General features: G+C 53.9%; 21 protein-coding genes, 3 tRNA genes and 1 pseudogene. 9 read left to right on the forward strand and 16 right to left on the reverse strand.

All coding sequences use genetic code 11. From position 1 onward, the window contains the following. Positions 1 to 25 precede the first annotated feature (25 nt). The 9 genes from hflC to nnr all read right to left on the reverse strand — a co-directional run bounded on the left by hflC (position 26) and on the right by nnr (position 10,840). Positions 26 to 1,024, reverse strand: a complete 999-nt coding sequence (hflC, locus tag ACM5QY_RS02325) for a protease modulator HflC (protein ID WP_013573766.1) — start codon at positions 1,022 to 1,024, stop codon at positions 26 to 28. Between the two features lie 2 nt (positions 1,025 to 1,026). After that, positions 1,027 to 2,319, reverse strand: a complete 1,293-nt coding sequence (gene hflK / locus ACM5QY_RS02330; protein WP_416119067.1) for an FtsH protease activity modulator HflK — start codon at positions 2,317 to 2,319, stop codon at positions 1,027 to 1,029. Between the two features lie 33 nt (positions 2,320 to 2,352). After that, positions 2,353 to 3,657 carry a ribosome rescue GTPase HflX gene (hflX, locus tag ACM5QY_RS02335; RefSeq protein WP_416119068.1) on the reverse strand — a complete coding sequence of 435 codons (1,305 nt, stop codon included), beginning with the start codon at positions 3,655 to 3,657 and terminating at the stop codon, positions 2,353 to 2,355. Positions 3,658 to 3,755: 98 nt separating this feature from the next. Beyond that, the gene (gene hfq, locus ACM5QY_RS02340; RefSeq protein WP_416119069.1) at positions 3,756 to 4,067 is read right to left on the reverse strand and encodes an RNA chaperone Hfq; all 312 of its coding nucleotides are present in this window, start codon (positions 4,065 to 4,067) and stop codon (positions 3,756 to 3,758) included. Positions 4,068 to 4,181: 114 nt separating this feature from the next. Next, positions 4,182 to 5,123 carry a tRNA (adenosine(37)-N6)-dimethylallyltransferase MiaA gene (gene miaA / locus ACM5QY_RS02345; protein WP_416119070.1) on the reverse strand — a complete coding sequence of 314 codons (942 nt, stop codon included), beginning with the start codon at positions 5,121 to 5,123 and terminating at the stop codon, positions 4,182 to 4,184. Then, positions 5,116 to 7,020 carry a DNA mismatch repair endonuclease MutL gene (mutL, locus tag ACM5QY_RS02350; RefSeq protein ID WP_416119071.1) on the reverse strand — a complete coding sequence of 635 codons (1,905 nt, stop codon included), beginning with the start codon at positions 7,018 to 7,020 and terminating at the stop codon, positions 5,116 to 5,118. Before mutL ends, miaA begins: the two co-directional genes overlap by 8 nt. Before the next feature lie 34 nt (positions 7,021 to 7,054). Beyond that, positions 7,055 to 8,830, reverse strand: coding sequence for an N-acetylmuramoyl-L-alanine amidase AmiB (gene amiB / locus ACM5QY_RS02355; RefSeq protein WP_416119072.1), 1,776 nt, complete (start codon positions 8,828 to 8,830; stop codon positions 7,055 to 7,057). Between the two features lie 7 nt (positions 8,831 to 8,837). Continuing rightward, entirely contained in the window at positions 8,838 to 9,317 is a 480-nt protein-coding gene (tsaE, locus tag ACM5QY_RS02360; protein ID WP_416119073.1) for a tRNA (adenosine(37)-N6)-threonylcarbamoyltransferase complex ATPase subunit type 1 TsaE, read from the reverse strand. An 8-nt stretch (positions 9,318 to 9,325) separates the two neighbouring features. Then, a complete protein-coding gene (gene nnr, locus ACM5QY_RS02365; protein WP_416119074.1) occupies positions 9,326 to 10,840 on the reverse strand; it encodes a bifunctional ADP-dependent NAD(P)H-hydrate dehydratase/NAD(P)H-hydrate epimerase in 1,515 nt (504 codons plus the stop codon). Here nnr and queG point away from each other — a divergent pair. Continuing rightward, positions 10,839 to 11,996 carry a tRNA epoxyqueuosine(34) reductase QueG gene (gene queG, locus ACM5QY_RS02370; protein WP_416119075.1) on the forward strand — a complete coding sequence of 386 codons (1,158 nt, stop codon included), beginning with the start codon at positions 10,839 to 10,841 and terminating at the stop codon, positions 11,994 to 11,996. The two genes, nnr and queG, sit on opposite strands and share 2 nt — an antisense overlap. 313 nt (positions 11,997 to 12,309) lie before the next feature. On the opposite strand, the gene ACM5QY_RS02375 is transcribed toward queG, so the two are convergent. The 4 genes from ACM5QY_RS02375 to orn form a co-directional block, all read right to left on the reverse strand. Further along, a tRNA-Gly gene (locus tag ACM5QY_RS02375) sits at positions 12,310 to 12,385 on the reverse strand. Positions 12,386 to 12,433: 48 nt separating this feature from the next. Then, positions 12,434 to 12,509, reverse strand: a tRNA-Gly gene (locus tag ACM5QY_RS02380). Between the two features lie 64 nt (positions 12,510 to 12,573). After that, a tRNA-Gly gene (locus ACM5QY_RS02385) sits at positions 12,574 to 12,649 on the reverse strand. Between the two features lie 317 nt (positions 12,650 to 12,966). Then, positions 12,967 to 13,512 carry an oligoribonuclease gene (orn, locus tag ACM5QY_RS02390; protein WP_416119076.1) on the reverse strand — a complete coding sequence of 182 codons (546 nt, stop codon included), beginning with the start codon at positions 13,510 to 13,512 and terminating at the stop codon, positions 12,967 to 12,969. Positions 13,513 to 13,601: 89 nt separating this feature from the next. On the opposite strand from orn, the gene rsgA reads away from it, so the two are divergent. The 3 genes from rsgA (at position 13,602) to mscM (ending at position 19,215) form a co-directional block, all read left to right on the forward strand. Continuing rightward, entirely contained in the window at positions 13,602 to 14,639 is a 1,038-nt protein-coding gene (gene rsgA / locus ACM5QY_RS02395; protein WP_416119077.1) for a small ribosomal subunit biogenesis GTPase RsgA, read from the forward strand. A gap of 178 nt (positions 14,640 to 14,817) precedes the next feature. Further along, on the forward strand, positions 14,818 to 15,807 hold the full coding sequence (gene asd, locus ACM5QY_RS02400) for an archaetidylserine decarboxylase (protein WP_416119078.1): 990 nt from the start codon (positions 14,818 to 14,820) through the stop codon (positions 15,805 to 15,807). Between the two features lie 39 nt (positions 15,808 to 15,846). Next, complete coding sequence (gene mscM / locus ACM5QY_RS02405; protein ID WP_416119079.1) at positions 15,847 to 19,215, forward strand: miniconductance mechanosensitive channel MscM; 3,369 nt, start codon at positions 15,847 to 15,849, stop codon at positions 19,213 to 19,215. Positions 19,216 to 19,334: 119 nt separating this feature from the next. Here mscM and epmA read toward each other — a convergent pair whose 3' ends face one another. Next, entirely contained in the window at positions 19,335 to 20,312 is a 978-nt protein-coding gene (gene epmA, locus ACM5QY_RS02410) for an elongation factor P--(R)-beta-lysine ligase (RefSeq protein WP_416119080.1), read from the reverse strand. A gap of 283 nt (positions 20,313 to 20,595) precedes the next feature. On the opposite strand from epmA, the gene frdA reads away from it, so the two are divergent. The 5 genes and pseudogenes from frdA to blc all read left to right on the forward strand — a co-directional run bounded on the left by frdA (position 20,596) and on the right by blc (position 24,565). Further along, positions 20,596 to 22,395, forward strand: coding sequence for a fumarate reductase (quinol) flavoprotein subunit (frdA, locus tag ACM5QY_RS02415; protein ID WP_416119081.1), 1,800 nt, complete (start codon positions 20,596 to 20,598; stop codon positions 22,393 to 22,395). Beyond that, entirely contained in the window at positions 22,388 to 23,122 is a 735-nt protein-coding gene (locus tag ACM5QY_RS02420) for a succinate dehydrogenase/fumarate reductase iron-sulfur subunit (RefSeq protein WP_416119082.1), read from the forward strand. Before frdA ends, ACM5QY_RS02420 begins: the two co-directional genes overlap by 8 nt. 11 nt (positions 23,123 to 23,133) lie before the next feature. Beyond that, positions 23,134 to 23,550, forward strand: a complete 417-nt coding sequence (frdC, locus tag ACM5QY_RS02425) for a fumarate reductase subunit FrdC (protein WP_416119083.1) — start codon at positions 23,134 to 23,136, stop codon at positions 23,548 to 23,550. Between the two features lie 9 nt (positions 23,551 to 23,559). Continuing rightward, a pseudogene (frdD, locus tag ACM5QY_RS02430) lies at positions 23,560 to 23,918 on the forward strand (fumarate reductase subunit FrdD). Between the two features lie 122 nt (positions 23,919 to 24,040). Next, a complete protein-coding gene (blc, locus tag ACM5QY_RS02435) occupies positions 24,041 to 24,565 on the forward strand; it encodes an outer membrane lipoprotein Blc (protein WP_416119084.1) in 525 nt (174 codons plus the stop codon). Between the two features lie 76 nt (positions 24,566 to 24,641). Here the strand turns inward: blc and ACM5QY_RS02440 are convergent, their stop codons facing one another. Together ACM5QY_RS02440 and ACM5QY_RS02445 are read right to left on the reverse strand one after the other, a co-directional pair. Continuing rightward, complete coding sequence (locus ACM5QY_RS02440; protein ID WP_416119085.1) at positions 24,642 to 24,776, reverse strand: entericidin A/B family lipoprotein; 135 nt, start codon at positions 24,774 to 24,776, stop codon at positions 24,642 to 24,644. Positions 24,777 to 24,894: 118 nt separating this feature from the next. After that, positions 24,895 to 25,023, reverse strand: coding sequence for an entericidin A/B family lipoprotein (locus tag ACM5QY_RS02445; RefSeq protein ID WP_416119086.1), 129 nt, complete (start codon positions 25,021 to 25,023; stop codon positions 24,895 to 24,897). Between the last annotated feature and the right edge of the window lie 52 nt (positions 25,024 to 25,075).

A 25,075-nucleotide genomic window follows, 5' to 3' on the forward strand; every position in this document is an offset into this window, starting at 1 on the left:
GGCCTTTTAGAAATTGCATCAGCAATTATTTATTTTTTTCAGGTGACTTCATGAAGCGGAAGAAATCGCTGTCAGGGCTTAACACCATGACGTCGTTACCGCTCTTGAAGCTGGCCTCATAAGCACGCAGGCTGCGGATGAATGCGTAGAAGTCAGGATCCTGGCTGAAGGCATCAGCAAACAGTTTCGCCGCTTCTGCATCGCCTTCACCGCGCGTAATACGGGCGGTACGTTCTGCTTCAGCGACAGTACGGGTTCTTTCGTAATCTGCTGCGGCCTGAATTTTAGTCGCCTCTTCTTTACCCTGAGAAATGTGACGCAATGCCACCGCATTACGCTCAGCGCGCATACGGTCGTAAATCGCGCTGGACACTTCTTCCGGCAAGTTGATTTGTTTCAGACGAACGTCAACCACTTCAATACCCAGCGCTGCCATGCTGTTCGGGTTCACTGCAGGCTGTTTGCCTTTGGTTTCCTGCTCAACACGTTTAGCCGCAGACGCAATTGCATCATCCGCTTCGGTCGTTGCTTCAGGCTCATCACCTACGCTGCCGGTATTGAGCGCATCACGTACGTCCAATGTCAGACGACCACGGGAATCGGTCACGATGTCTTTCACATCCAGACGACCAATTTCAGAACGCAGACGGTCACTGAATTTACGTTTCAGCAGGATCTCAGCCTGAGAGACGTCACCGCCGCCCGTGGCCAGATAATAGCGGCTGAAATCGCTGATACGCCATTTCAGGTAAGAATCGACGATTAAGTCTTTCTTCTCGCTGGTCACGAAACGGTCAGCCTGGTTATCCATCGTCTGGATACGCGCGTCGAGCATTTTGATCGATTCCACAAACGGAACCTTAAAATGCAGACCCGGCGCATACACCAGAGGCTTGTTATCGCTGTCGCGCAGAACTTTGCCGAAACGCAGCACAATACCGCGCTGACCTTCCTGAACCACAAACAGTGAAGCATAAAGCGCCACCAGCACCACAACGACGATAAGTAAAAATGACTTACGCATTGTTATTCTCTCCCTACGCGAAGTGTATCGTCACGCTGTGCATTAGCACGGCGCTGGTCCATGACACTGCCAGACGAACGGGAACTGCTGTTATCGGCATTGCTTTTGCCATTACTGCTGGTTAAACCCGGTACAGAAGGCAACAAACCTGCTTCATCATTTTTGCTGGTGTCGTTCGCTGCGGCGTTATTACCGCGCAGCATCTGATCCAGAGGCAATACCATCAGGTTATTTCCTTTATCACTCACCAAAACTTTACGGGTGTGACTGAGGACTTTTTCCATGGTTTCGATATAAAGACGCTCACGGGTAATTTCCGGTGCTGCTTTATATTCCGGTAACAGTTTGGAGAACCGGGCCACTTCACCCTGCGCTTCCAGAACGGTACGGTCTTTATACGCTTTCGCGTCTTCCAGTAAGCGTTGTGCTTCACCGTTTGCCAGAGGCTGGATCTGGTTCGCGTAAGCTTCTGCTTCACGAATAGACTGTTGCTCTCTTTCACGGGCGGCAATCGCGTTATCGAAGGAAGCTTTCACTTCTTCCGGCGGACGCGCGGTCTGGAAGTTGACGTCCTGAATGGTAATACCCATTTTGTACGGACGGATAGTTTCTTCCAGTACACGCTGAGTATCACTACGCACGGTGGTACGGCCTTCCGTCAGGATTTTATCCATCGTGTATTTGCCGATAACGCCACGTAGTGCGCTGTCCGTCGCCTGACTCAGGCTGTCGTCAGGGTTGGCGACGCTGAACAGGTACGCTTCAGGGTTGGTCACACGGTACTGCACGTTCATTTCAACGCGTACCACGTTCTCATCAGATGTCAGCATCACACCAGACGCTGCCAGTTCACGTACGGCTTCGACGTTCACTGCGCGAACCTGATCGATGAAGGTCGGTTTCCAGTTCAGGCCCGGCTCAACCAGGTGGCTGAACTTACCAAAACGGGTGACCACGCCACGCTCCGCTTCTTTAATGGTATAGAAGCCCGTCGCCGCCCAAATCACAACCACCGCGGCAACCGCGATGCCCGCAATTCGGGTGCCACTCATTCCATGACCAGAACCGGTTGGCGTACCGTTGTTATTGTTGTTGCCTGAACCTTTTCCGCCGAATCCACCCAGCTTCTTGCTAAGTTTACGGAAGATATCATCCAGGTCAGGTGGCCCCTGATTGCGGCCGCCCTTGTTGTCATTATTACCACCAGAATTTCCACCAGAGTTGCCGCTATTATTATTGCTGCTGCCCCAGGGGTCGCGGTCCTGTCCGTTATTACCGGGCTGATTCCACGCCATGTTATAGCTCCATTATTCTATGATTGGTGTTCTTCAGGCCAAATCAGACAGGCTCTGGTTGCGGACATAGCTGGCCAGTTCCTGCTCTTGTTTGCAGAGGCGGCGCCAGTCAACAATGGGCATTCGCACCATCAGACCAATACTGCCATCCTCTTCAATCCATTCTTTTTCAATGGCCTGAAGCTGGTAAAAACGGCTACGAAGGCGGCCTGCTTCCGGCGGCAGGCACAATTCATGCTGCGCAATTTCGCCAGATAACCGCTCCGATAACGCCTGAAAGAGCAACGGAATACCTTCACCTGTCACGGCTGAGAGCCAGACCCTGACCGGCAAATTCTCCTCGTTGCGATCGATACGCGGGACAAAATCATCCAGCATGTCTATTTTGTTCATCACTAACAGCGCAGGAATTTCATCTGCTTCAATCTCTGCCAGCACCGTATTCACCGCGTCAATGTTTTCTTCAACACGGATGTCCGCTGCATCAATAACATGGAGTAACAGAGATGCCTGTTGGGTTTCCTGCAGTGTTGCTTTAAAGGCGGCAACTAAATCATGGGGCAGGTGACGAATAAACCCTACGGTGTCCGCCAAAACTGTCTCCCCGACATCCGCAACCATAATGCGTCGCAGTGTAGGATCCAGCGTAGCAAACAACTGATTGGCCACGTAAACATCGGCCTGAGTGATACGGTTAAAGAGTGTGGATTTTCCGGCGTTGGTATAACCGACCAAAGACACCGTTGGAATATCCGCACGGACGCGCGAACGACGACCTGTTTCGCGCTGCTTAGCTACTTTTTCAAGACGGCTGAGGATTAGCGTAATTCTGTCCCGCAGTAAACGGCGGTCCGTTTCGAGCTGGGTTTCGCCCGGACCACGCGCACCAATGCCGCCGCCCTGACGCTCAAGGTGTGTCCAGCCACGAACCAGTCGGGTAGCAATGTGGCGTAATTGCGCCAGTTCTACTTGTAGCTTACCTTCGTGTGTTCGTGCCCGCTGGGCAAAGATATCTAAAATTAATCCTGTGCGATCGACAACGCGACACTCGCACAAGGCTTCCAGGTTTCGTTCCTGAGCAGGAGAAAGCGAGTGATCAAACAGGATGACAGAAGCGCCCGTTGCTTTGACGGCGTCTGCAATTTCCTGGGCTTTGCCTTCGCCGACAAAGTATTTCGGGTGCGGTGCCTTGCGGCTCCCGGTGACGACTTGCAGCGCCTCTACACCGGCAGAAGAAACCAGCGATTCGAATTCGCTCAGGTCTTCCGTGTCTTTGTCTCTCGAGAAATAGATATGAACCAGAACGGCCTGTTCGCCGCCTTCATAACGGTCAAACAAGCTTGCGACCTCTCATTTGGGAAAAATTCGCCAGCCGGGGGTACATAAGCATAATCGGAATACTTATGAACCCCTTCGTGGTTGACCAACGTTGCGCTTTATTCAGCGTCATCGTTTTCCTGCTGCGGCTGTTGCTGCGCAGACGGAGTACTGCCTTGATGATAGTTGCTGGTGCTGCCCGTACCTGGATTATTGCTATGATGTGACACCGGGCGGGAAGGCACTACGGTGGAGATAGCGTGTTTATACACCATCTGGCTTACCGTATTTTTTAACAGAATGACAAACTGGTCAAAAGACTCAATCTGGCCTTGCAGCTTAATACCATTCACCAAGTAAATAGAAACCGGAACACGTTCACGACGCAATGCGTTCAGGAACGGATCTTGCAAAGATTGCCCCTTAGCCATTCTATCTTTTCCTTATTAGTTTGTTGTTTGTAACTTTGAGCCTATCGGCTCGAAAATAAATCACATAAAAAATTTGCGCGCTGAGTACTGATCAATTGTACACAATCATCCAACCTATGCACTAAGAACCTGAATTACACGGTTTAAGGCCTCTTCCGGCTTCTCAGAATCAAGCCATTGGACACCCTCCCAACCCCGCAACCAGGTCATCTGACGCTTGGCCAGTTGTCGTGTCGCGCAAACACCACGAAAAACCATTTCATCGTAATCGAATTCACCCGATAAATATGACCACATCTGGCGGTATCCGACGCAACGAATGGAAGGCAAATCCGTATGCAAATCGCCCCGAGCTATCAGCGTTCTGACTTCGTCTTCAAAACCATTGGACAACATCTGACTAAAACGTTCCTCGATCCGCGCATGTAATGTTTCACGACGGGTCGGGGCAATCGCAAACTGATGAACGTGATAAGGCAGCGTTTCACCCGAAATTTTAGTCAGTTCCGTTAAAGTTTTACCCGAAATATAAAAAACTTCCAGTGCTCTGGACAGTCTCTGCGGATCATTCGGATGAATTCGCATAGCCGCGACGGGATCTATCTCGTTCAACTGGCCATGAAGTGCTTCCCAACCCTGCTCTGCGGCCTGTTTTTCAATGCGCTCACGCACAGCCGGATCGGCCGGGGGCAACGGTGAAAGACCTTCGAGCAATGCCTTGAAATAAAGCATAGTCCCACCCACCAATAACGGGATCTTATTGCGTGAGGTTATTTCTGCCATCTCGCGTAATGCGTCAGCGCGAAAGTCTGCGGCAGAATAAGCGCGGGTCGGGTCCAGAATATCAATCAGACGATGTGGTGCTTGCGCCAGTTCTTCTGCCGTCGGTTTCGCGGTGCCGATATCCATTCCACGGTAGATCAGTGCGGAATCCACACTGATTAACTCAACGGGAAGATGTTTCATCAGCGACATCGCCAGTGCCGTTTTACCGGATGCGGTCGGCCCCATGATAAAGATTGCCGGGGGAGCGGCGTTTTTTTCAGAATCAGTCATGCTTAAAAGCCGCCAGCGCGGACTGTAAATCAAGAGGTTGCAGAAGTCCGGAGGGAGGCGCTTTAACCAGATGTGGGCAAAGTCGCTCAACGTCCGTGAGTAATTGTATGGCTTGTGAAATCGTCCAGACCTCGTGCTCGCAGCCGCAGTGGCGGGCAAACCACATAGCTACCGCATCAGAAGTCACCTCCTGCTGAACAGCAAGGTAACCTAACAGATCGGGTATCAACTTTTGTAAATTTTGTTGGCGTAATGGTAAAGGTACTGCGCGAACCGTCACACGTTGTGACTCGCTGAGCATTTCTAAACCAAAATGCTGTAATAACAAGGCGTTTTTCGCCAACACGGCGGCTTCTTCTTTGCTTAATGTCAGTTTTAGCGGGATAAGCAAAGGCTGCGGACGGAGCCCTTCTTCCGGCGGCGTCAGTTGCGCCCATTTCAGCCAGCGATCGGCCACCGGTAAAGATAAAAGTACCAGTTGTTTTCCGCGCTCCAGCAACGCGTATTCCGCCGCACAGACCGTCAGTACGCGCCCGAAACTTTGACTGTGCGCTTCGAGTGCCGGTTCAGCCAGTGTACGGGCCGCGGATGTAGCAGGTTTAGCGGCCTGTGCCACGACAGGGGGCGATTCCTGCAATGAGAAATCCCCGGCGGCAGGCTGTAAAAGCTGCTGATAGGGCTTCGCTTCACTGCGGTTGTACGCCGGTTCAGCACTGCGAAATACCGGTTCGCGCGGCGCGCTGCTTCGGGACGTTTCAGGAAATACATTTTCCCGTGCGGGCTGAGCCGGTTTTTTATCAGCGGGCCGTGAGAAATGATTCCCCCCCGCCGCCTGCCGGTTTTCCGGCTGCCAGCGCGGCGTTTCTTCCTGCAACTGTGGTTCTTCAAGCACCGGATTACGCGCCTGTTGCAAAACAGACATCACGGCCTGATAGATGAAATCATGAACCAGCCGCGACTGGTGGAAACGCACTTCGTGTTTGGCCGGATGCACATTGACATCCACCTGATGCGGATCCACGTCCAGATACAACACATACGCGGGCTGCTGATCGTCTTTCAACTGATCCTGATATGCCTGACGGATCGCATGATTAATCAGACGATCCTTCATCATGCGGTTGTTCACATAGCAATATTGCATGTCAGTCAGGCTGCGCGAACCCGCCGGGTCCGCAACCCAACCGCGGATCCCCAGGTCGCCATGACTCCACTCAACTTCCAGCGCATGTTCAACGAACGTCGGGCTGCAAATACTGGCCAGACGGCGGGAAGCCTGAGACGGATCTTTTACCGCACGGTATTGCCGGATCAGTTTGCCGTTGTGGCTGAGATTGACGGAAACGTCAAAACGCGCCAGCGCAATGCGACGGACGACTTCATCAATATGGGTAAATTCTGTCTTTTCGGTGCGCATAAATTTGCGCCGGGCTGGCGTATTGTAAAACAGATCCAGCACTTCAACGGTAGAACCCTGCGGGTGCGCGGCCGGTTTGACGGTCACCGCCATGTCGCGGCCTTCGGCGTATGCCTGCCAGGCTTCATTTTGTTCTGCGGTGCGCGACGTCAGAATCAGACGCGATACGGAACTGATACTGGCCAGCGCTTCGCCTCGAAAACCGAGGCTGAGAATCGCCTCCAGATCGTCGAGGCAGGTGATTTTACTAGTGGCGTGACGTGCCAGCGCAAGGGCCAGATCGTCTTTGCTAATCCCGCAACCGTTGTCACGTATACGGATAAGCTTGGCACCCCCGCGATCGATATCGATATCGATGCGCGTCGCGCCAGCGTCCAGGCTGTTTTCCACCAATTCTTTCACCACGGAAGCCGGTCTTTCGACAACTTCACCGGCCGCTATCTGATTAGCAAGCTGCGGCGGCAATACCTTGATCGGCATATCGGCTCCTGTGGCTGGCGGCTGCAGACCGCCGTTATGACTGTGGAATCGTTAAGGTTTGGCCGAGCTGTACCTCGCCAGACTTCATGTGATTCGCCGTTTTGATGTCATTCATACTGACACCGTATTTGCTCGCAATCGCGGAAAGCGTATCGCCGCGCTTCACCGTATGTTTCGCCGGTTTCTTCGCCGCTGTGGCGGCAGCGCGCGATGCAGATGAAGTAGAAGTGCGGGTGCCGGCAGGAACTTTCAATCTCTGGCCGACCCAGACGCCCTCTTTTTTCAATTTATTGAGGTCACGCAACGCCGCATTGGTCGTTCCGTAACTGTTGGCAATACCTGTCAGCGTTTCGCCACGGGTGACTTTGTGGATCTGCGTCGCCCCGCCGGAAGCGGCTGTGGCTTCAATCGGGCCGGGCTGGCTGACGGAAGAACGGGCAGATGCACTTGCCGTTGCACTATCGCTTGCCGCCGATGCTGATGCCAGCAGCGGACGGTTTTCGACCTTTGGGCCGTTTTGTATCGGATGCGACTGGAAATAATTACGCAGGCCAACGTGAATGGCTCGTGCAATTTTATCCTGGTACGCGCTGCTGCCCAGCAGCCGCTCCTCGGTTGAGTTACTGATGAAGCCCGTTTCTACCAGCAAAGACGGAATGTCCGGCGAACGGAGCACGCCTAAGCTGGCGTGCTCCGGTTTAGCTTTGTGCAGCGAGCCGACCGAGCGAAGTTCGCGTAAGACGCGGGTCGCCACGTCATAACCTACGCGCTGGGAATGGCCGAACTGTAAATCCAGCACCGCCTGACTCAGATAAGGGTCAGACGCGGTATTCGCCAGCACATCGCCTGCGCCGCCGAGCAATTCGGATTGTTTCTCGTGCTGCTCCAGCCAGTTACCCATTTCACTGTTGGCGCGACGGTTTGACAGAACCCAGACTGACGCCCCGCGCGCGCTGCGGCTTGGCGCGGCATCGGCGTGAATAGAAACCAGCACATTCGCATTCTTCTTGCGGGCGACGTCAGAACGCCCCATGACGGAAATAAAATAGTCGCCATCGCGCGTGAGCACCGGTTTAAACATCGGGTCGGCGTTGAGCAACGTCTGAAGCTTACGGGCGATGGCAATCGTGACATTTTTTTCTTTTAAACCACCGCCACCAATGGCACCCGGATCCTGCCCGCCATGACCGGCGTCGATCGCGACAATAATTTGACTGTCGCTGGTGGAAATGGTGGAAGATCGTGAGTTGTCCGGTGCCACGGACGTGGAGACAACTTTCGTCTGGTCGTTGGTAAATGGATTCGATTTTTCCGATGCGGCAGGCGTGGCGACGGCGTTCGGCGACGGCGTATTCGTTACCGTGGAAACCGGCGTATTCCGGCGCGGCGCAGCAGACGCATTCATGGTCAGCACCACGGTGTACTGGCTGCCGTCTTTTTGTTTCGTCGCGTTGGTTCTGACTTTCTGATTCAGTTCAAAAACCAGACGCTGACTTTGCGCATTCGGCGGCGTACTGGCGCGCACGCGGGTCACCAGATTCTGGCCATTAAACGTCAGCGGCAGCCCTTTCATCAGACCGTCCTGACGGATATCCATGACGACGCGTTCAGGGTTATGCAGCGGGAAAAAAGAATAATCCGGTGATCCGTCAAAGGTAATGGTCACCGTCGACTGCGTTGCGCCATTGGAAACATTGATGTTTTTCATGCCTGCCGCAAACGCTGCGGAAGGAATCAAAACAACTAAAAGCATCAGCGCCAACAGAAATGTCGCCGCGGAATGGAAAAGAGAGCTAAAGCGTGAGTTCATCGCGCAGTCATCCTTGCTGTTGAACACGATGCAACAACTGAATTCCGGCTTCAGACACTGCGATCAGCTTCGCCGTGCGCGCCAGAGGCTGCGCCTGCGAGGCATAATCCAGTGTCAGTTCAATATCCGGTTCGGGTAAAAACCCTGCGCCTTTTTGCGGCCATTCCACCAGACAAATGGAATCCTGCGCAAAATAATCGCGGATCCCCATAAATTCCAGTTCTTCAGGATCGGCAAGGCGATATAAATCAAAATGATACACAGCAATATTACCCAGCTGATAGGGTTCAACCAGCGTATAAGTCGGGCTTTTTACATTGCCCTGATGCCCTAATGCCTGAAGAAAACCCCGGCTAAAGGTGGTTTTACCGGCACCCAGATCACCATAAAGATGGATAACCGCAGAGCCTTCACAGGCTTTCGCCAGTGAAGCACCTAATTGCAGCGTCGCTGCTTCGTCGGGTAAAGAGATATTAAGTTGATTCATTCAGATATCTATTTCTTCAGGTCTGGATTAACTAACGGGGGAATCACCGCTAAAAGATCGGTCGCCAGCATACCGCGCGTTCCCTGCCGGTGGGCGATTTCGTCCGCAGCTGCGCCATGAACCACTGTGCCCGCGCAGGCCGCATCATATACATCAAGTTTTTGAGCCAGTAATCCGCCGATAATACCAGAAAGTACGTCGCCCATGCCGCCCGATGCCATTCCGGCATTACCGACGTCGGCAACAGCGAGCTCGCCGCATTCACTGGCAATCAGCGTGCCTGCGCCTTTGAGGACGACCACACCGCCGTAGCGTTCAGTGAGTTTCCTGGCTGAAAGTAAGCGATCACTCTCAATGTCCCTCACACTGCAGCCGAGTAAACGGGCGGCTTCGCCGGGGTGCGGTGTCAGTACGCGATTTTGCCGTTTCCCGGGATTGATTGCCAGCAGGTTAAGCGCATCCGCGTCCCATAACGCCGGTTTATCGGATTTTTCAGCCTGTTCTACGGCCTGTTTGCCCCAGTCACGTTGTCCGAGTCCCGGACCGATGACCAGAACGTCCGCCCATTTCAGCCCTTCTTCCAGGGCTTCCGCCGTGAGTGCCTGCACCATCAGCTCAGGTCTTGCCGTGAGCAATGGCCCGGCATTCTCAATGTGAGTGAGCACTCGCACCAACCCAGCACCGCTGCGCAACGCGGCTTCCGACGCCATACGGATCGCCCCGGCAAAACCCGTATCGCCGCCAACCACCAGCAAACGCCCGTGATCGCCTTTGTGCGAACAAGGGCGGCGCGGATGCAGCCATTGCGCGAGCTGTGTGGCGTCCAGCCGTTGCAGATGCGGCAGATGCCCGCCCAGCCAGCTTTGCAGCCCGAGCGGATCACAATGCAATTTCCCGACATAATCACGAGCCTGCCCGGTCAGCAGACCGGGTTTCAGGGCAATAAAGGTGAGCGTGTGCGTGGCATGAACCGCCAGTCCGGCAGCCTGCCCGGTTTGAGCATCCAGACCGGAGGGAATATCTAAAGAGAGAACAGGCACCGGCGTTGCGTTAATTTTGCCGATCAATGCGTCGTAAGGCGCGCGCGGCGCGGACGTCAGGCCAGTGCCCAGCAAACCATCGATAATAAGATCAGCATCCTGCGGCCATGCCGCATCAGCCGCGCCGATTTCTCCGCCCGCTTTCTGCCAGCCCAGACACGCGGACTCCGCTTCATCGGGCAGCGGTTTGTCGCTGCAGACCGCCAGCAATGTCACACGGATCCCGGCCAGTTTCGCCAGTCGGGCAACTTCATAACCATCGCCGCCGTTATTGCCGTGCCCGCAAAATATCAGCCAGTGACGCGCGTCAGGAAACTGACGTTGGGCCAGCAGAAAAGCCGCTTTGGCCGCGCGCTGCATCAGGGTAAACAGAGAAACCCCTGTTTCCTGCGCCGCCTGACGCTCAGCTTGTCGCAGCCAGTCTGCAGAAAACACGGAATGTGGTAAACTCGCCTCGTTTCGTTTTTCACGTTGGTTCGTCATGACACTCCCTCTCGATCTCGTTCAACTGGCTCAACATATCAAGCAATGGGGCCAATCGCTAGGCTTCCAGCAGGTCGGTATCTGCGATACAGACTTATCTGCTGAAGAGCCCAGACTCCAGGACTGGCTTGATAAACAATATCATGGCGAGATGGAATGGATGGCGCGCCACGGCATGTTACGCGCACGCCCTCACGAGCTTTTGCCCGGCACATTGCGGGTGATCAGCGTTCGCATGAACTACCTGCCCGCCAAAGCCGCCTTTGCCAAAACCCTGAATAATCCACAGCTCGGGTATGTCAGCCGGTATGCGCTCGGGCGCGACTATCACAAAGTGTTGCGTCAGCGGCTGAAAAAGCTCGGCGATATGATTCAGGCGTATTGCACCGAACAGCAGCCCGACCAAAACGTCACGTTCCGGCCATTTGTCGATTCGGCTCCGGTTATGGAACGCCCTCTGGCAGCGAAAGCCGGACTTGGCTGGGTTGGTAAACACTCACTTATTCTTAACCGTGAATCCGGTTCCTGGTTCTTTCTTGGCGAACTGTTGATTGATCTGCCGTTGCCGGTCGATCAGCCACAGGAAGAAAAATGCGGCAAATGCGTGGCCTGCATCACCACCTGCCCGACCGGCGCGATTGTCGCACCCTATACCGTTGATGCGCGTCGCTGCATTTCTTACCTGACGATTGAACTGGAAGGCGCGATACCGGAAGAATTCCGGCCAATGATGGGTAACCGCATTTATGGCTGTGACGATTGCCAGCTGATTTGCCCGTGGAACCGTTATTCGCAACTGACGGATGAAGAGGATTTCAGCCCGCGCGCCGCGTTACATTCACCGGAGCTGATCGCGTTGTTTGGCTGGACGGAAGAGAAGTTTCTGCGCATCACCGAAGGTTCGCCAATACGCCGCATCGGCCATCTGCGCTGGTTGCGGAATATTTCGGTGGCGCTGGGCAATGCGCCCTGGTCGCAAGAGGTGCTGGACGCGCTGAATTCGCGTGCAGGCGAACATCCGCTGCTGGATGAACATATTGAATGGGCAATCCGGCAACAAACCGAAAGAAGAAATGAACATCGTATTGAAGTGCAAACTTCGCAGCAGAAACGGCTGATTCGCGCTGTTGAAAAAGGTCTGCCGAGAGACGCATAACCCATCCCAAAGCACATTATTAGAAATGCGATATTTTCTGTGCATAAAAATAAAAATGCTTTGCCAATCAATTGCAAAAAAAAGAGCAAGTGATCGTCATAACGTTTTGTTATTAATTTATTTATAATAAAATCAGATAATTATAAATTGGCAATATGGAGAGGTCAAAAAACGTGCAGTCTAAAAAAACAGCTAAACCTGTGGATAAGTCTGTTTAAGAAATTACTACAAATCGTGTAATGATCGTTTGAATCACGCACGAAATATGCATGAAAACGCTGCTGAGATATGAAAGTAAACCGAAGAAGAAAATTGGAGCGGGAAACGAGACTCGAACTCGCGACCCCGACCTTGGCAAGGTCGTGCTCTACCAACTGAGCTATTCCCGCATTGAGATGCTGATTGCATCCGCTGTAAATTTACAGCCTTTGAAATTTTGGAGCGGGAAACGAGACTCGAACTCGCGACCCCGACCTTGGCAAGGTCGTGCTCTACCAACTGAGCTATTCCCGCGTCGCATGGTACTGCATGTTTTACATTGTAAATCTAAAACACTTAAAACAAACACTTAAAAATTTGGAGCGGGAAACGAGACTCGAACTCGCGACCCCGACCTTGGCAAGGTCGTGCTCTACCAACTGAGCTATTCCCGCTCTGCGCACTCAACGAAATTCTTCATCGGTACGGGGTGCGCATTATACGAGAAATCCTTTTAGCCGCAAGCCCCTGAAAGCAAAAAAATGATTTTTTTGTTCAAGTGCCGATTAAAACAGCAAAGCGGCGATTTAAGCAGCGAAACACGGTGATTTCGTGTTCCGCGCGCTTTTATAAAGATTTTTTAAATAAATCGCCTAAATCATTCGAGTTGCAGGAAGGCGGCAAATTCTCGAATCCCGATGAGCTGACATCGGTCAGTGATTCGGGTGAGGGAGTGCAGCCAACGCATCTGCAACTTGAAGGATGAGGGAGATTAGAGATTAATAAAATGCTCGCGGTAATACGCCAGTTCGGCGACGGATTCACGAATATCGTCCAGCGCCTGATGGGTATTTTGTTTCTTGAATCCGCTCAGCACTTCCGGCTTCCAGCGACGCGCCAGTTCTTTCAGGGTGCTGACATCCAGATAACGGTAATGGAAGTACGTCTCGAGCTCCGGCATGTATTTAAACAGGAAACGGCGATCCTGTCCGACGCTGTTGCCGCAGATTGGCGATTTGCCTTCCGGCACCCACTCGCGCAGGAACTCAATCGTTTTTTGCTGCGCAGCATTATCGTCAAACGGGCTGGCTTTCACACGATCAACCAGACCACTGCCGGTATGCGTGCGGACATTCCAGTCGTCCATCAGCGCCAGTTGCGCGTCAGACTGATGAACGGCCATGACCGGACCTTCCGCCAGAATATTCAGGTGCGCGTCAGTCACCAGCGTCGCAATCTCAATAATGCGATCGCGCTCAGGATCCAGACCGGTCATCTCCAGGTCGATCCAAATCAAATTCGAGTCATTTGCAGCCATGATGTGTCCTATTACAATGAAAGAGATATAGCTGGTATCATAGACGTTTTGGTCGCACCGAGCGATTAAAGCCAGTCAAGTGAGGCGCAGTGACTAAGTCAAAACTGTCTAAAGGGCAACAACGTCGCGTTCAGACTAACCACCAGCGTCGTCTGACACAGACCGACAAACGGAAAGAGCTGGACGATTCTCTGCACGGCGAACCGCAAGACGGCGTCGTCATCAGCCGTTTCGGGATGCATGCGGACGTTGAAGCGGCCGACGGCAGCCAGCACCGTTGCAACATCCGCCGTACCATCCGTTCACTGGTCACCGGTGACCGCGTCGTCTGGCGCAAAGGCGAAAACGAAAGCGTTAAAGGTATCGTTGAGGCGGTACATGAACGCACGTCCGTCCTGACGCGTCCTGATTTCTACGACGGCGTGAAACCTATCGCCGCCAATATCGACCAGATCGTGATTGTTTCCGCCATCCTGCCGGAGCTGTCCCTGAACATTATCGACCGCTATCTGGTGGCCTGCGAAACCGTCGAAGTTGAGCCGCTGATTGTGCTCAACAAAATTGACCTGCTCGACGACGAAGGCCGTAAATTCGTCGAAGGCATGATGGACATCTACCGCAAGATTAATTACCGCGTGCTTGAAGTTTCGAGCCAGACCGGCGAAGGCATGCCGGCGTTTGAAACAGCGCTGACGGACCGCATCAGTATATTTGCCGGCCAGTCTGGCGTAGGGAAATCCAGCCTGCTGAATGCCCTGCTGCCACCGGATGAAAAACAGATCGTGGTGAACCAAGTCTCAGACAACTCAGGTCTGGGCCAGCACACCACCACAGCGGCGCGTCTTTATCACTTCCAGCACGGCGGCGATGTTATCGATTCCCCTGGGGTGCGTGAATTTGGCCTGTGGCATCTCGCGCCAGAGCAAATCACACAAGGCTTTGTCGAATTCCGTCCTTTCCTCGGCTATTGCAAATTCCGTGACTGCAAACACGGCAGCGATCCGGGCTGTGCAATCCGCGATGCCGTAAACCGTGGTGAAATCGCCGAAGAGCGTTTCGACAACTACCACCGCATTCTGGAAAGTATGGAAGACGTAAAAACGCGTAAAAACTTCGACGCGCTTTAATGTTAAGCCATTGAGCTAAAAGGTTAAGGACAAACGGGTGAAGTTAACGGAAGTTGAACCGATGATTTCACCCCGTTACAATCCCCCGCCTAAAAACACTGTGGGGCCGTCATAAAGACGGCCTCCTGCAAAATGGCCGGTTCAAACCGGTCATTCATACCATCCAAGAGGTTTCCCCGTGCTGGACAGTATCAAAATCAAACTCCAATATTTACTTCCTAAACAAGGATTAACCCGTCTGGCAGGCTGGGGCGCAGATAAGCGCGCGGCCACGCTGACGCATTGGGTCATCAAAGCTTTCGCCCGTTTTTACAGCGTGGACATGAGAGAAGCGCAGAACCCGGATCTCAAGTCATACGCGACCTTCAATGAATTCTTCGTCCGCCCTCTGCGTGATGGCGCGCGTCCGGTGGTCAGTGGTCTGGACATGCTTTGCCTGCCCGCCGATGGCGCTGTCAGCCAGTTAGGCGCGATTACCGACGGCAAACTGTTCCAGGCAAAAGGCCATTTCTATAGCCTCGAAGCGTTGCTGGCCGGGAATTATCTGCTGGCTGAAAAATTCAAAGAAGGCCAGTTCGCCACGATTTATCTGGCACCACGCGACTACCACCGCGTGCATATGCCGTGCGGCGGTATGCTGCGCGAAATGATTTATGTCCCCGGCGATTTGTTTTCCGTGAATCCGCTGACGGCGGCCAACGTCCCGAACCTGTTTGCCCGTAACGAGCGCGTCATCTGCGTATTTGATACTGAATTTGGCCCGATGGTACAGATTCTGGTCGGCGCGACCATCGTCGGCAGCATCGAAACCGTGTGGGCAGGCTGCGTCACGCCGCCACGCGAAGGAATCATCAAACGCTGGACGTACCCGGCCGCTGGCGAAGAAGGCGCGATTGCGCTGGAAAAAGGCCAGGAAATGGGACGTTTCAAACTGGGCTCAACCGTGATCAACCTGTTTGCTGCAAACCAGATCCGCTTCATGCCACAACTGAGCAACGGCACCGTCACCCGTATGGGCGAACCGTTCGCCGAAGCGCTGCGCACACCGGCAACTGCAGCGGCAGAACCTGCGGTACCAGAAGCACTTGTCACTCCAGAAGCACCCGTCATCAAAGAAACGCCGGCAGGTGTGGCCACATCTGAACCACAAGCACCCAAAGACTATTGAGTTCAGACTGAACTGACATAAAGAAAAGGATGTGACCAAGTGCGCCTGATCCCCGCCCTGCTGATGAGTTTCTTGCTGGCCCTGCCTCTGGCGGCGACAGCAACCCCGACCGAAGATCAGCTTAAGCAAGAGCTGAAACAGGCGGAAGCCAATAAAGAAATGGCCAATCAGACGCAGGTGGTTGAGGCGTTGCAAAGTGCGCTCAACTGGCTGAATGAGATGAATGTGTCGGCCGGGCGCACAGCGCAATACCAGACGGTCATTGATGATTTTCCAAAACTTACGCAGGCATTGCGCCTTGAGCTGCAAAACCAGCCTGAGAAGCCGCCAGCCGTTGATGACAGTATTCCGGCCGCGCAGCTTGAGCAGCAGATTTTGCAGGTCAGCAGCCAACAACTGGAAGAAACCCGCCAGCTGCGTCAGGAACAAGATCGCTTCCGCGATATCAGCGATTCGGTCAGCCAGATCCCCCAACAACAAACCGAAGCCCGGAATGCGCTCAGCGATATTGAGCAGCGCATGCAGGCGGCCATGGCAGCGGCGGCATCTTCCCCGCTGGCGCAGGCGCAGCTCAGTGCGCTTCAGGCAGAATCGGCGGCGCGCAAAGCCAAGGTCGATGAACTGGAGCTGGCGCAGCTTTCTGCCAATAACCGGCAGGAACTTTCACGACTTCGTGCCGATCTCTACAAAAAGCGCGCCGATTTTCTGGATCAGCAGTTGCAGGCTTTACGCAACATGCTCAATAACCAGCGCCAGCGTGAAGCGGAACAGGCACTGGAAAAAACCGAGCTGTTAGCCGAGCAAAGTGGTGAACTTCCGCATTCCATCAGCCAGCAGTTGCAGTCGAACCGTGAGTTATCGCTGGCCCTGAATCAGCAGGCGCAGCGCATGGATCTGATTTCCTCGCAGCAGCGTCAGGCCGCCGCGCAGACACAGCAGGTTCGTCAGGCGATCAACACAATCCGCGAACAGGCGCAGTGGCTGGGTGCATCAAATCTGCTGGGCGAAACGCTCAGGGCGCAGGTTGCACGTCTGCCCGACATGCCGAAACCGCAACAGCTTGACCGCGATATGGCGCAGTTACGCGTCCAGCGTCTGCACTATGAAGATTTACTCGATAAGCAGGCGATTTACCGTCAGGGGCGTCAGGACGACGGCCAACCGCTGACGGCAGCGCAGCAGAAAATTCTGGATGCTCAGTTGCGGACTCAGCGTGATTTACTCAATTCGCTGCTCTCCGGCTGCGATACGCAAATTCTTGAACTGACCAAACTGAAAGTCGCCAACAGCCAGTTGGTGGAAGCGCTGAATGACGTGCATGACGCCGCGCACCGCTATCTGTTCTGGGTCGCCGACGTCAGCCCGATTGGTTTCTCCTATCCGGTGCAGGTCGCGCATGATCTGAAACGTCTGGTGTCGCTCGATTCACTGAGCCAACTGGGCGGCGCATCCATGATGATGGTCACCAGCAAAGAAACGTTGTTACCGCTGTTTGGTGCACTGATTCTGGTGATTATCAGCATCAGTTCCCGCAAACACTATTACGCCTTTCTGGCGCGTGCCAGCAGCAAGGTCGGCAAAGTCACACAAGACCATTTTTCACTGACGATGCGCACGGTTTTCTGGTCAATTCTGGTGGCCATGCCGTTGCCGGTGCTTTGGGCGGCGCTGGGTTTCGGGCTGCAAAGTGCATGGCCTTATCCGATTGCCGTCGCCATAGGCGATGGTGTAACCGCAACGCTGCCAATTCTCTGGGCGTTTATGGTCAGCGCCGCGCTGGCTAATCCTCAGGGGCTGTTTGTGGCGCACTTTGGGTGGCCGCAGCGTGCCGTCTCGCGGGCGTTGCGCTATTACGCCCTGTCCATCTGGGTGATGGTGCCGCTGATTATGGCGCTGATTACTTTCGATAATCTGAATGACCGCGAATTCTCCAATACGCTTGGCCGCCTGTGTTTCGTCATTCTCTGTCTGGTGGTCGCGCTGGTCACACACAGCCTGAAACGCGCGGGCATTCCGCTTTACCACGATAAACACGGCAACAGCGAGAACGTCCTCAATAACACGCTGTGGTGGATGCTGCTGGGCGCACCGCTCGTGGCTGCACTGGCTTCGCTGATGGGCTTCCTCGCCACATCACAGGCGCTGCTGGCGCGTCTGGAAACCTCGGTCGCTATCTGGTTTGTACTGCTGGTGATTTACCACATTATCCGCCGCTGGATGTTAATTCAGCGCCGCCGTATCGCCTTCGAACGTGCTAAACAGCGCCGTGCTGAAATGCTGAACCAGCGCGCACGCGGCGAAGAAGACGGACATCACACCAGCAGCAGTAACGAAGGCACGGTGGAAATCGAAGAGCCGGTGGTCGATCTGGATGCGATCTCCGCGCAGTCATTGCGGCTGGTACGATCCCTGCTGACGTTGATCGCGCTGATCTCGGTGATCTTCCTCTGGTCGGAAATCCATTCGGCATTTTCCTTCCTGGAAAATATTCATCTGTGGCAGGTTTCCTCGACCGTTCAGGGCGTGGAAAGTATGCAGCCGATCACGCTGGGATCGGTGTTGATCGCCATTCTGGTGCTGATCATTACCACGCAGCTGGTACGCAATTTGCCGGCCCTGCTGGAACTGGCGCTACTGCAGCATCTGGATCTGACGCCGGGCACCGGTTACGCCGTGCTGACCATCACCAAATACGTTTTGCTGCTGATTGGCGGGCTGGTGGGCTTTTCGCTTATCGGGATCGAATGGGCAAAACTGCAATGGCTGGTCGCCGCACTGGGCGTCGGACTGGGCTTTGGGTTGCAGGAAATATTCGCCAACTTTATTTCCGGCCTGATCATTTTGTTCGAAAAACCGATCCGTATCGGTGATACCGTCACCATCCGCAACCTGACCGGCAGCATCACGAAAATCAATACGCGCGCCACGACGATTGCCGACTGGGACCGCAAAGAAATTATTGTTCCGAACAAAGCCTTTATCACCGAGCAGTTTATTAACTGGTCGCTTTCCGATTCGGTCACGCGTGTTGTGCTGACGGTTCCGGCGCCATCGGAAGCCAACAGTGAAGAAGTGACGCAAATCCTGCTTAACGCCGCGCACCGCTGTTCGCTGGTGCTGGATATGCCTGCGCCGGAAGCGTATCTGGTGGATTTACAACAGGGGATTCAGATCTTCGAGCTGCGTATGCATGCCGCTGAAATGGCGCACCGTATGCCGCTTCGCCACGAAATCCATCAGCTGATTCTGGCCGGATTCCGCGAGCACGGCATTACGCTGCCGTTCCCGCCGTTCCAGGTGCGTATGGAAACGCTGCACCGGGCGCAGAATGGCAGTAATGCGACGTTTACCAGCAGCAGCGGCAGTGGCCGCAGCGGTAACAGTTCGCGTTCGCCGGGTGATTTGTAACAACGGCTTTTTATTAAAAGAATCGGGGCAGATTTTCTCTGCCCCAAATCGGTAATCAGTGACTTTTAACCCCTCCGGCGGGAGGAAGAGAAAGAAAACCCTGACCGACGGGGCAGAAATCAGGCGCGAGTGACCGGGAAGGCCAGCACCTGGCTCAGACTGGTTGCGCGCAGCGCAATCATAATCAGACGATCAACGCCCAGCGCTACACCGGAGCACTCCGGCATACCGTGCTCTAAGGCATCCAGCAAATTGTTATCGATAGGATGCTGAGTTAAACCGCGTGCAGCACGTTTGCGGTTATCCTGTTCGAAACGCTGGCGCTGTTCGCGACCATCGGTCAGCTCACGGAAACCGTTTGCCAGTTCGATGCCTTTGTAATACACCTCAAAACGCTCAGCAACGCGGTGATCTTCAGTGCTGATTTCGGCCAGAGACGCCTGCGTCGCCGGGAAGTGATACACGAAAGTCGGCTTGTCGCGGCCAATGTGCGGCTCAACGCCCATCGTAAACAGCAACTGCAATAAGGTGTCGCGGTCTTCTTCGGTATCGGCAATGTTCGATAAATCCAGCTTCGCGGCAACTTCACGCAATTCGGTTTTATCCGCAGATAACGGATCTACGCCCAGATGGCGCGTAAACGCCTGCTGATAAGACAGGGTTTCTGCCGTATCGCAATCGAGCACCTGTTGCAGTAAATCGTCCACTTCATTCATCAGACGGTACATGTCATAACGTGGACGATACCATTCCAGCATGGTGAATTCAGGATTGTGATGAATACCCGCTTCTTCATTACGGAAACTGCGGCCCATCTGATAAATCGGCCCGCTGCCCGCCGCCAGCAGGCGTTTCATGTGATATTCCGGGCTGGTCATCAGATACAACGTCATGCCGTCAGCCGCACCTGGCCCGACAAAACGCGTTTCAAAAGGTACCAGATGGATGTCGGTCACCGTGGCCTGGCTCATCGCCGGCGTTTCCACTTCCAGCACGCCGCGATCGGCAAAGAAACGTCGAATCTCAGCGAGAATAGCCGCACGCTTCAACAAATTGGCGACAGGAGCACTGGGTTGCCAGCTTGCCGTTTCGCTCATGGTGATTTACTCCAAATTCAGAAAAGTCATGCAGTCTACCTGCAACCCTCAGGGCAAACAAATATCTCATTTTGCGAAGCAAAATACAGAGAAAGCCTAAACCTGCATTCACATCAAATTACCACTACTCCTCATTAGGTATAATAATTCCCTTACAAATAATAAGAATATTAGCCACTGAGACAGCGCCTGACTGTCATCAGCGGTGGTTAAGCCTCAGATTCAAAAACCTTTTTCGCGGGTGTTTCAAACCCGATCTCATTGATGATAGTGGAGGAATGCAGTGCAAACCTTTAACGCCGACATTGCAATTATAGGTGCAGGTGGGGCGGGTTTACGCGCAGCAATAGCCGCAGCGGAAGCCAATCCCAACCTGAATATCGCGTTGATTTCGAAAGTGTACCCTATGCGCAGTCACACGGTGGCCGCCGAAGGCGGGTCTGCCGCAGTGACGCAAGATCACGACAGCTTTGATTTTCACTTCCAGGATACCGTTTCCGGGGGCGACTGGCTGTGTGAGCAGGACGTAGTGGACCATTTCGTTCATCAATGCCCGACTGAAATGGCACAGCTTGAGCTGTGGGGTTGTCCGTGGAGCCGTAAAGAGGATGGTTCAGTCAACGTCCGTCGTTTTGGCGGGATGAAGATCGAACGCACCTGGTTTGCCGCAGATAAAACCGGCTTCCATATGCTGCATACCCTGTTCCAGACCTCGCTGAAATACCCGCAAATCAAACGATTCGACGAGCATTTCGTTCTCGATATTCTGGTCGATGACGGCCAGGTTCGCGGCGTCGTCGCCATCAATATGATGGAAGGCACCCGCGTACAAATCCGGGCGAACGCCGTGGTGATGGCGACCGGCGGCGCGGGCCGTGTTTACCGTTACAACACCAACGGCGGGATTGTCACCGGCGACGGCATGGGCATGGCGTTCCGTCATGGCATTCCGCTGCGTGATATGGAGTTCGTGCAATATCACCCGACCGGCCTGCCCGGCTCCGGTATTCTGATGACTGAAGGTTGCCGTGGTGAAGGCGGTATTCTGGTCAATAAAGACGGTTACCGTTATTTGCAGGATTACGGCATGGGGCCGGAAACCCCGCTTGGCGAACCGAAAAACAAGTACATGGAACTCGGCCCGCGCGACAAAGTGTCGCAGGCGTTCTGGCACGAATGGCGCGCCGGACGCACCATTTCCACCCCGCGTGGCGATGTGGTGTATCTGGATTTACGTCACCTCGGCGAGAAAAAATTGCGTGAGCGTTTACCGTTTATCTGTGAACTGGCCAAAGCCTACGTCGGCGTCGATCCGATCACCGATCCGATCCCCGTACGCCCTACCGCGCACTACACCATGGGCGGTATCGAAACGGACGCGCAGTGCGAAACCCGCATCAAAGGCCTGTTTGCCGTCGGTGAGTGTTCATCGGTTGGCCTGCACGGCGCAAACCGTCTGGGATCCAACTCACTGGCAGAGCTGGTGGTGTTTGGCCGCATGGCCGGTGAAAAAGCGGCAGAACGCGCCGCGCAAGCCAAAGACTACGGCAATACTGAAGCTCTCGACGCGCAGGTTCGTGATATCGAAAACCGCGTTAACGCGCTGATGAAGCAGGAAGGCGATGAAAGCTGGGCGGCCATCCGCGACGAAATGGGGCTGGCGATGGAAGAAGGCTGCGGGATTTACCGCACCACCGAGCTGATGCAAAAAACCATCGACAAGCTCACTGAGCTGAAAGAGCGCTTCAAACGCGTCAAGATCAAAGATACCTCCAGCGTTTTCAACACTGATTTGCTTTATACCATCGAGCTGGGCCACGGGCTGGAAGTCGCCGAATGTATGGCGCATTCCGCCTTGCATCGCCGGGAATCTCGCGGCGCACACCAGCGTCTGGATGAAGGCTGTACCGAACGCGATGACGTCAATTTCCTTAAGCATACGCTGGCCTTTTATCAGCCAGATTCCGCGCCACGTCTTGAATATGGCGATGTAAAAATCACCACATTGCCACCGGCAAAACGTATGTATGGCGGGGAAGCTGAGAATCACGATAAAAAAAATAAGGAGCAATCACGTGGCTAAAATGCGAAGCCTGAAGGTTGAAATCATGCGCTATAACCCGGAGACGGACAACGCGCCGCATCCGGTGGTGTATGACGTACCTTTCGACGAAACAACGTCGCTGCTCGACGCGCTGGGCTATATCAAAGACTATCTCGCCGCCGATCTTTCCTACCGCTGGTCATGCCGTATGGCCATTTGTGGCTCCTGCGGCATGATGGTTAACCGTGTGCCAAAGCTGGCCTGCAAAACGTTCCTGCGTGAATATCCCGAAGGGATGCGGATCGAAGCGCTGGCTAACTTCCCGGTCGAGCGCGATTTAGTGGTCGATATGACGCACTTTATCGAAAGCCTTGAGGCCGTTAAGCCGTACATCATTGGCAATACCCGGACGCTCGCGGAAGGCCCTGGCAAACAAACGCCCGCACAAATGGAGAAATATCATCAGTTCTCCGGTTGTATCAACTGCGGTTTGTGTTACGCCGCCTGCCCGCAATTCGGCCTGAATCCCGAATTCATCGGCCCGGCCGCCATTACGCTGGCGCACCGTTACAACCTGGACAACCGGGATCACGGCAAAGCACAGCGTATGCCGCAGCTTAACGGCCAGAACGGCGTCTGGAGCTGTACGTTTGTCGGCTACTGTTCTGAAGTTTGTCCGAAACACGTCGATCCGGCCGCTGCCATTCAGCAGGGCAAAGTCGAAAGCTCGAAAGACTTCATGATAGCGAGGCTGAGACCGCAATGAGGGAGGAAAATATGACGACTCGAACTCAGACCCCGGGCAGCAAACGTAAACCTTACGTGCGCGAAATGCCCGCAAGCTGGTGGCAACGTTCACCTTTCTATCGTTTCTATATGCTGCGCGAGGGCACATCCGTTCCGGCAGTCTGGTTCAGTATTTTGCTGCTGGCCGGTATTTTCGCCTTACGCAACGGTACGGAAAGCTGGGCGGGATATGTTCACTTCCTGCAAAACCCGGTGGTGATGTTGATCAACCTGATCGCACTGCTTGCGGCCCTGCTTCATACCAAAACCTGGTTTGAACTGGCACCGAAAGCTTCCATCGTGATTGTGAAAGGCAAGAAAATGGGGCCTGAACCGATAATTACTGGTTTCTGGTGCGTGACAGCCGTTGTGACGCTGGTGATCCTTGCCATCGCGCTGTTTCTTTAAGGAGGCGATATGAAAAATACTCTTCCTAAACGTTCAGACGAACCGGTGTTCTGGGGCTGTTTGGCGCGGGCGGTATGTGGAGTGCAATTTTTGCACCGGTGATGATCCTGCTGGTGTGCTTCCTGCTGCCGCTCGGGTTCTTCCCCGGTGACGCACTGAGCTATCCGCGCGTACTGGCGTTCGCACAAAGCTGGATTGGCCGCCTGTTTCTGCTGCTGATGATCATCCTGCCGTTGTGGTGCGGTCTGCACAGGATCCACCACGCTATGCATGACCTGAAGATCCACGTGCCTGCCGGGAAATGGGTGTTCTACGGTCTGGCGATGATCTTGAGTGTGGTGACACTTATCGTGTTGATCCGCCTCTGATCTGAGAAGATCCTCTCTTCAGCGGTCATTCCTGTGGCCGCTGATTTTCCTCCTGCATTTACCTTTTCTCTTTTCCTCAATTGTTACCTAAACTTAGTGGATTACCTAAGGAAGGAACATTTATGCGTATCTGGTCAAAACTGGGTGTAATTGCCACGGCACTTTTATCGGTCGCCTGTAGCGTGACACCGCCCAAAGACGTCAAAGTCGTCAGTAATTTCGAGCTTAATCGCTATCTGGGAACCTGGTATGAAGTGGCCAGGCTGGATCACAGCTTTGAAAGCGGTCTTGAACGCGTAACGGCCAATTACAGCCTGCGCGATGATGGCGGCGTGAAAGTCATTAACCGTGGCTTTAATCCTGAGAAAAACAAATGGCAGGAAAGTGAAGGCAAAGGGTATTTCACCGGCCCAACGTCGCGGGCTGCGCTTAAAGTCTCTTTCTTTGGCCCGTTCTATGGCGGCTATAACGTCATCGAGCTGGATAAGGATTACCGCTATGCGCTGGTCTGCGGGCCGGATAAAAGCTATCTGTGGATCCTCTCGCGGACACCCGCGCTGGAGGATGGCGTAAAACAGCAACTGCTGAAAACCGCGCAAGGCTACGGCTTTGATACCAGCAAACTGGTATGGGTGAAACAGCCTTAATTTTCTGCCCCACAAAAACAACACTGCCTGCATCAATGTGCAGGCAGACTTCAGCTTACTTCAACTCGCACGCCCGTTACTGAGCGCTTTTCTGAATCGCCTGACCACCTGCAGAGACGTCCTCACCCACGCCACGCGTGGTATTGCAGGCAGTTAACGCAGAAGACAAGATAAGAACAGACAGAATTGCGAGGATACTTTTCTTCAACATATAAAATTCCTTCCTATAAGAGAATGTAAAGTACGACACACTAAGTGTAGCTAATTTTCCGGATGTGACGGGAAACAGGAAGGATTTTAGGAAAGTGGGTAAAACAAGGCTGAAGGGATCAGCCTGCTTTGGAAATCGCGCCACCCAGGTGCTGGATGTCTTCACCGAAACCATGAACCGTGTTGCAACCGGTTAACGAAGCCAGCAACATGACTGAAACCACGATAAACATCATCTTCTTCAACATGGTAAACACAATCCCATTCAACAGGTTGAGCCGGAAAGCTGCGACAGGCATT

This window comes from Rahnella sp. PCH160 (assembly GCF_047784855.1).
Lineage (GTDB): Bacteria > Pseudomonadota > Gammaproteobacteria > Enterobacterales > Enterobacteriaceae > Rahnella.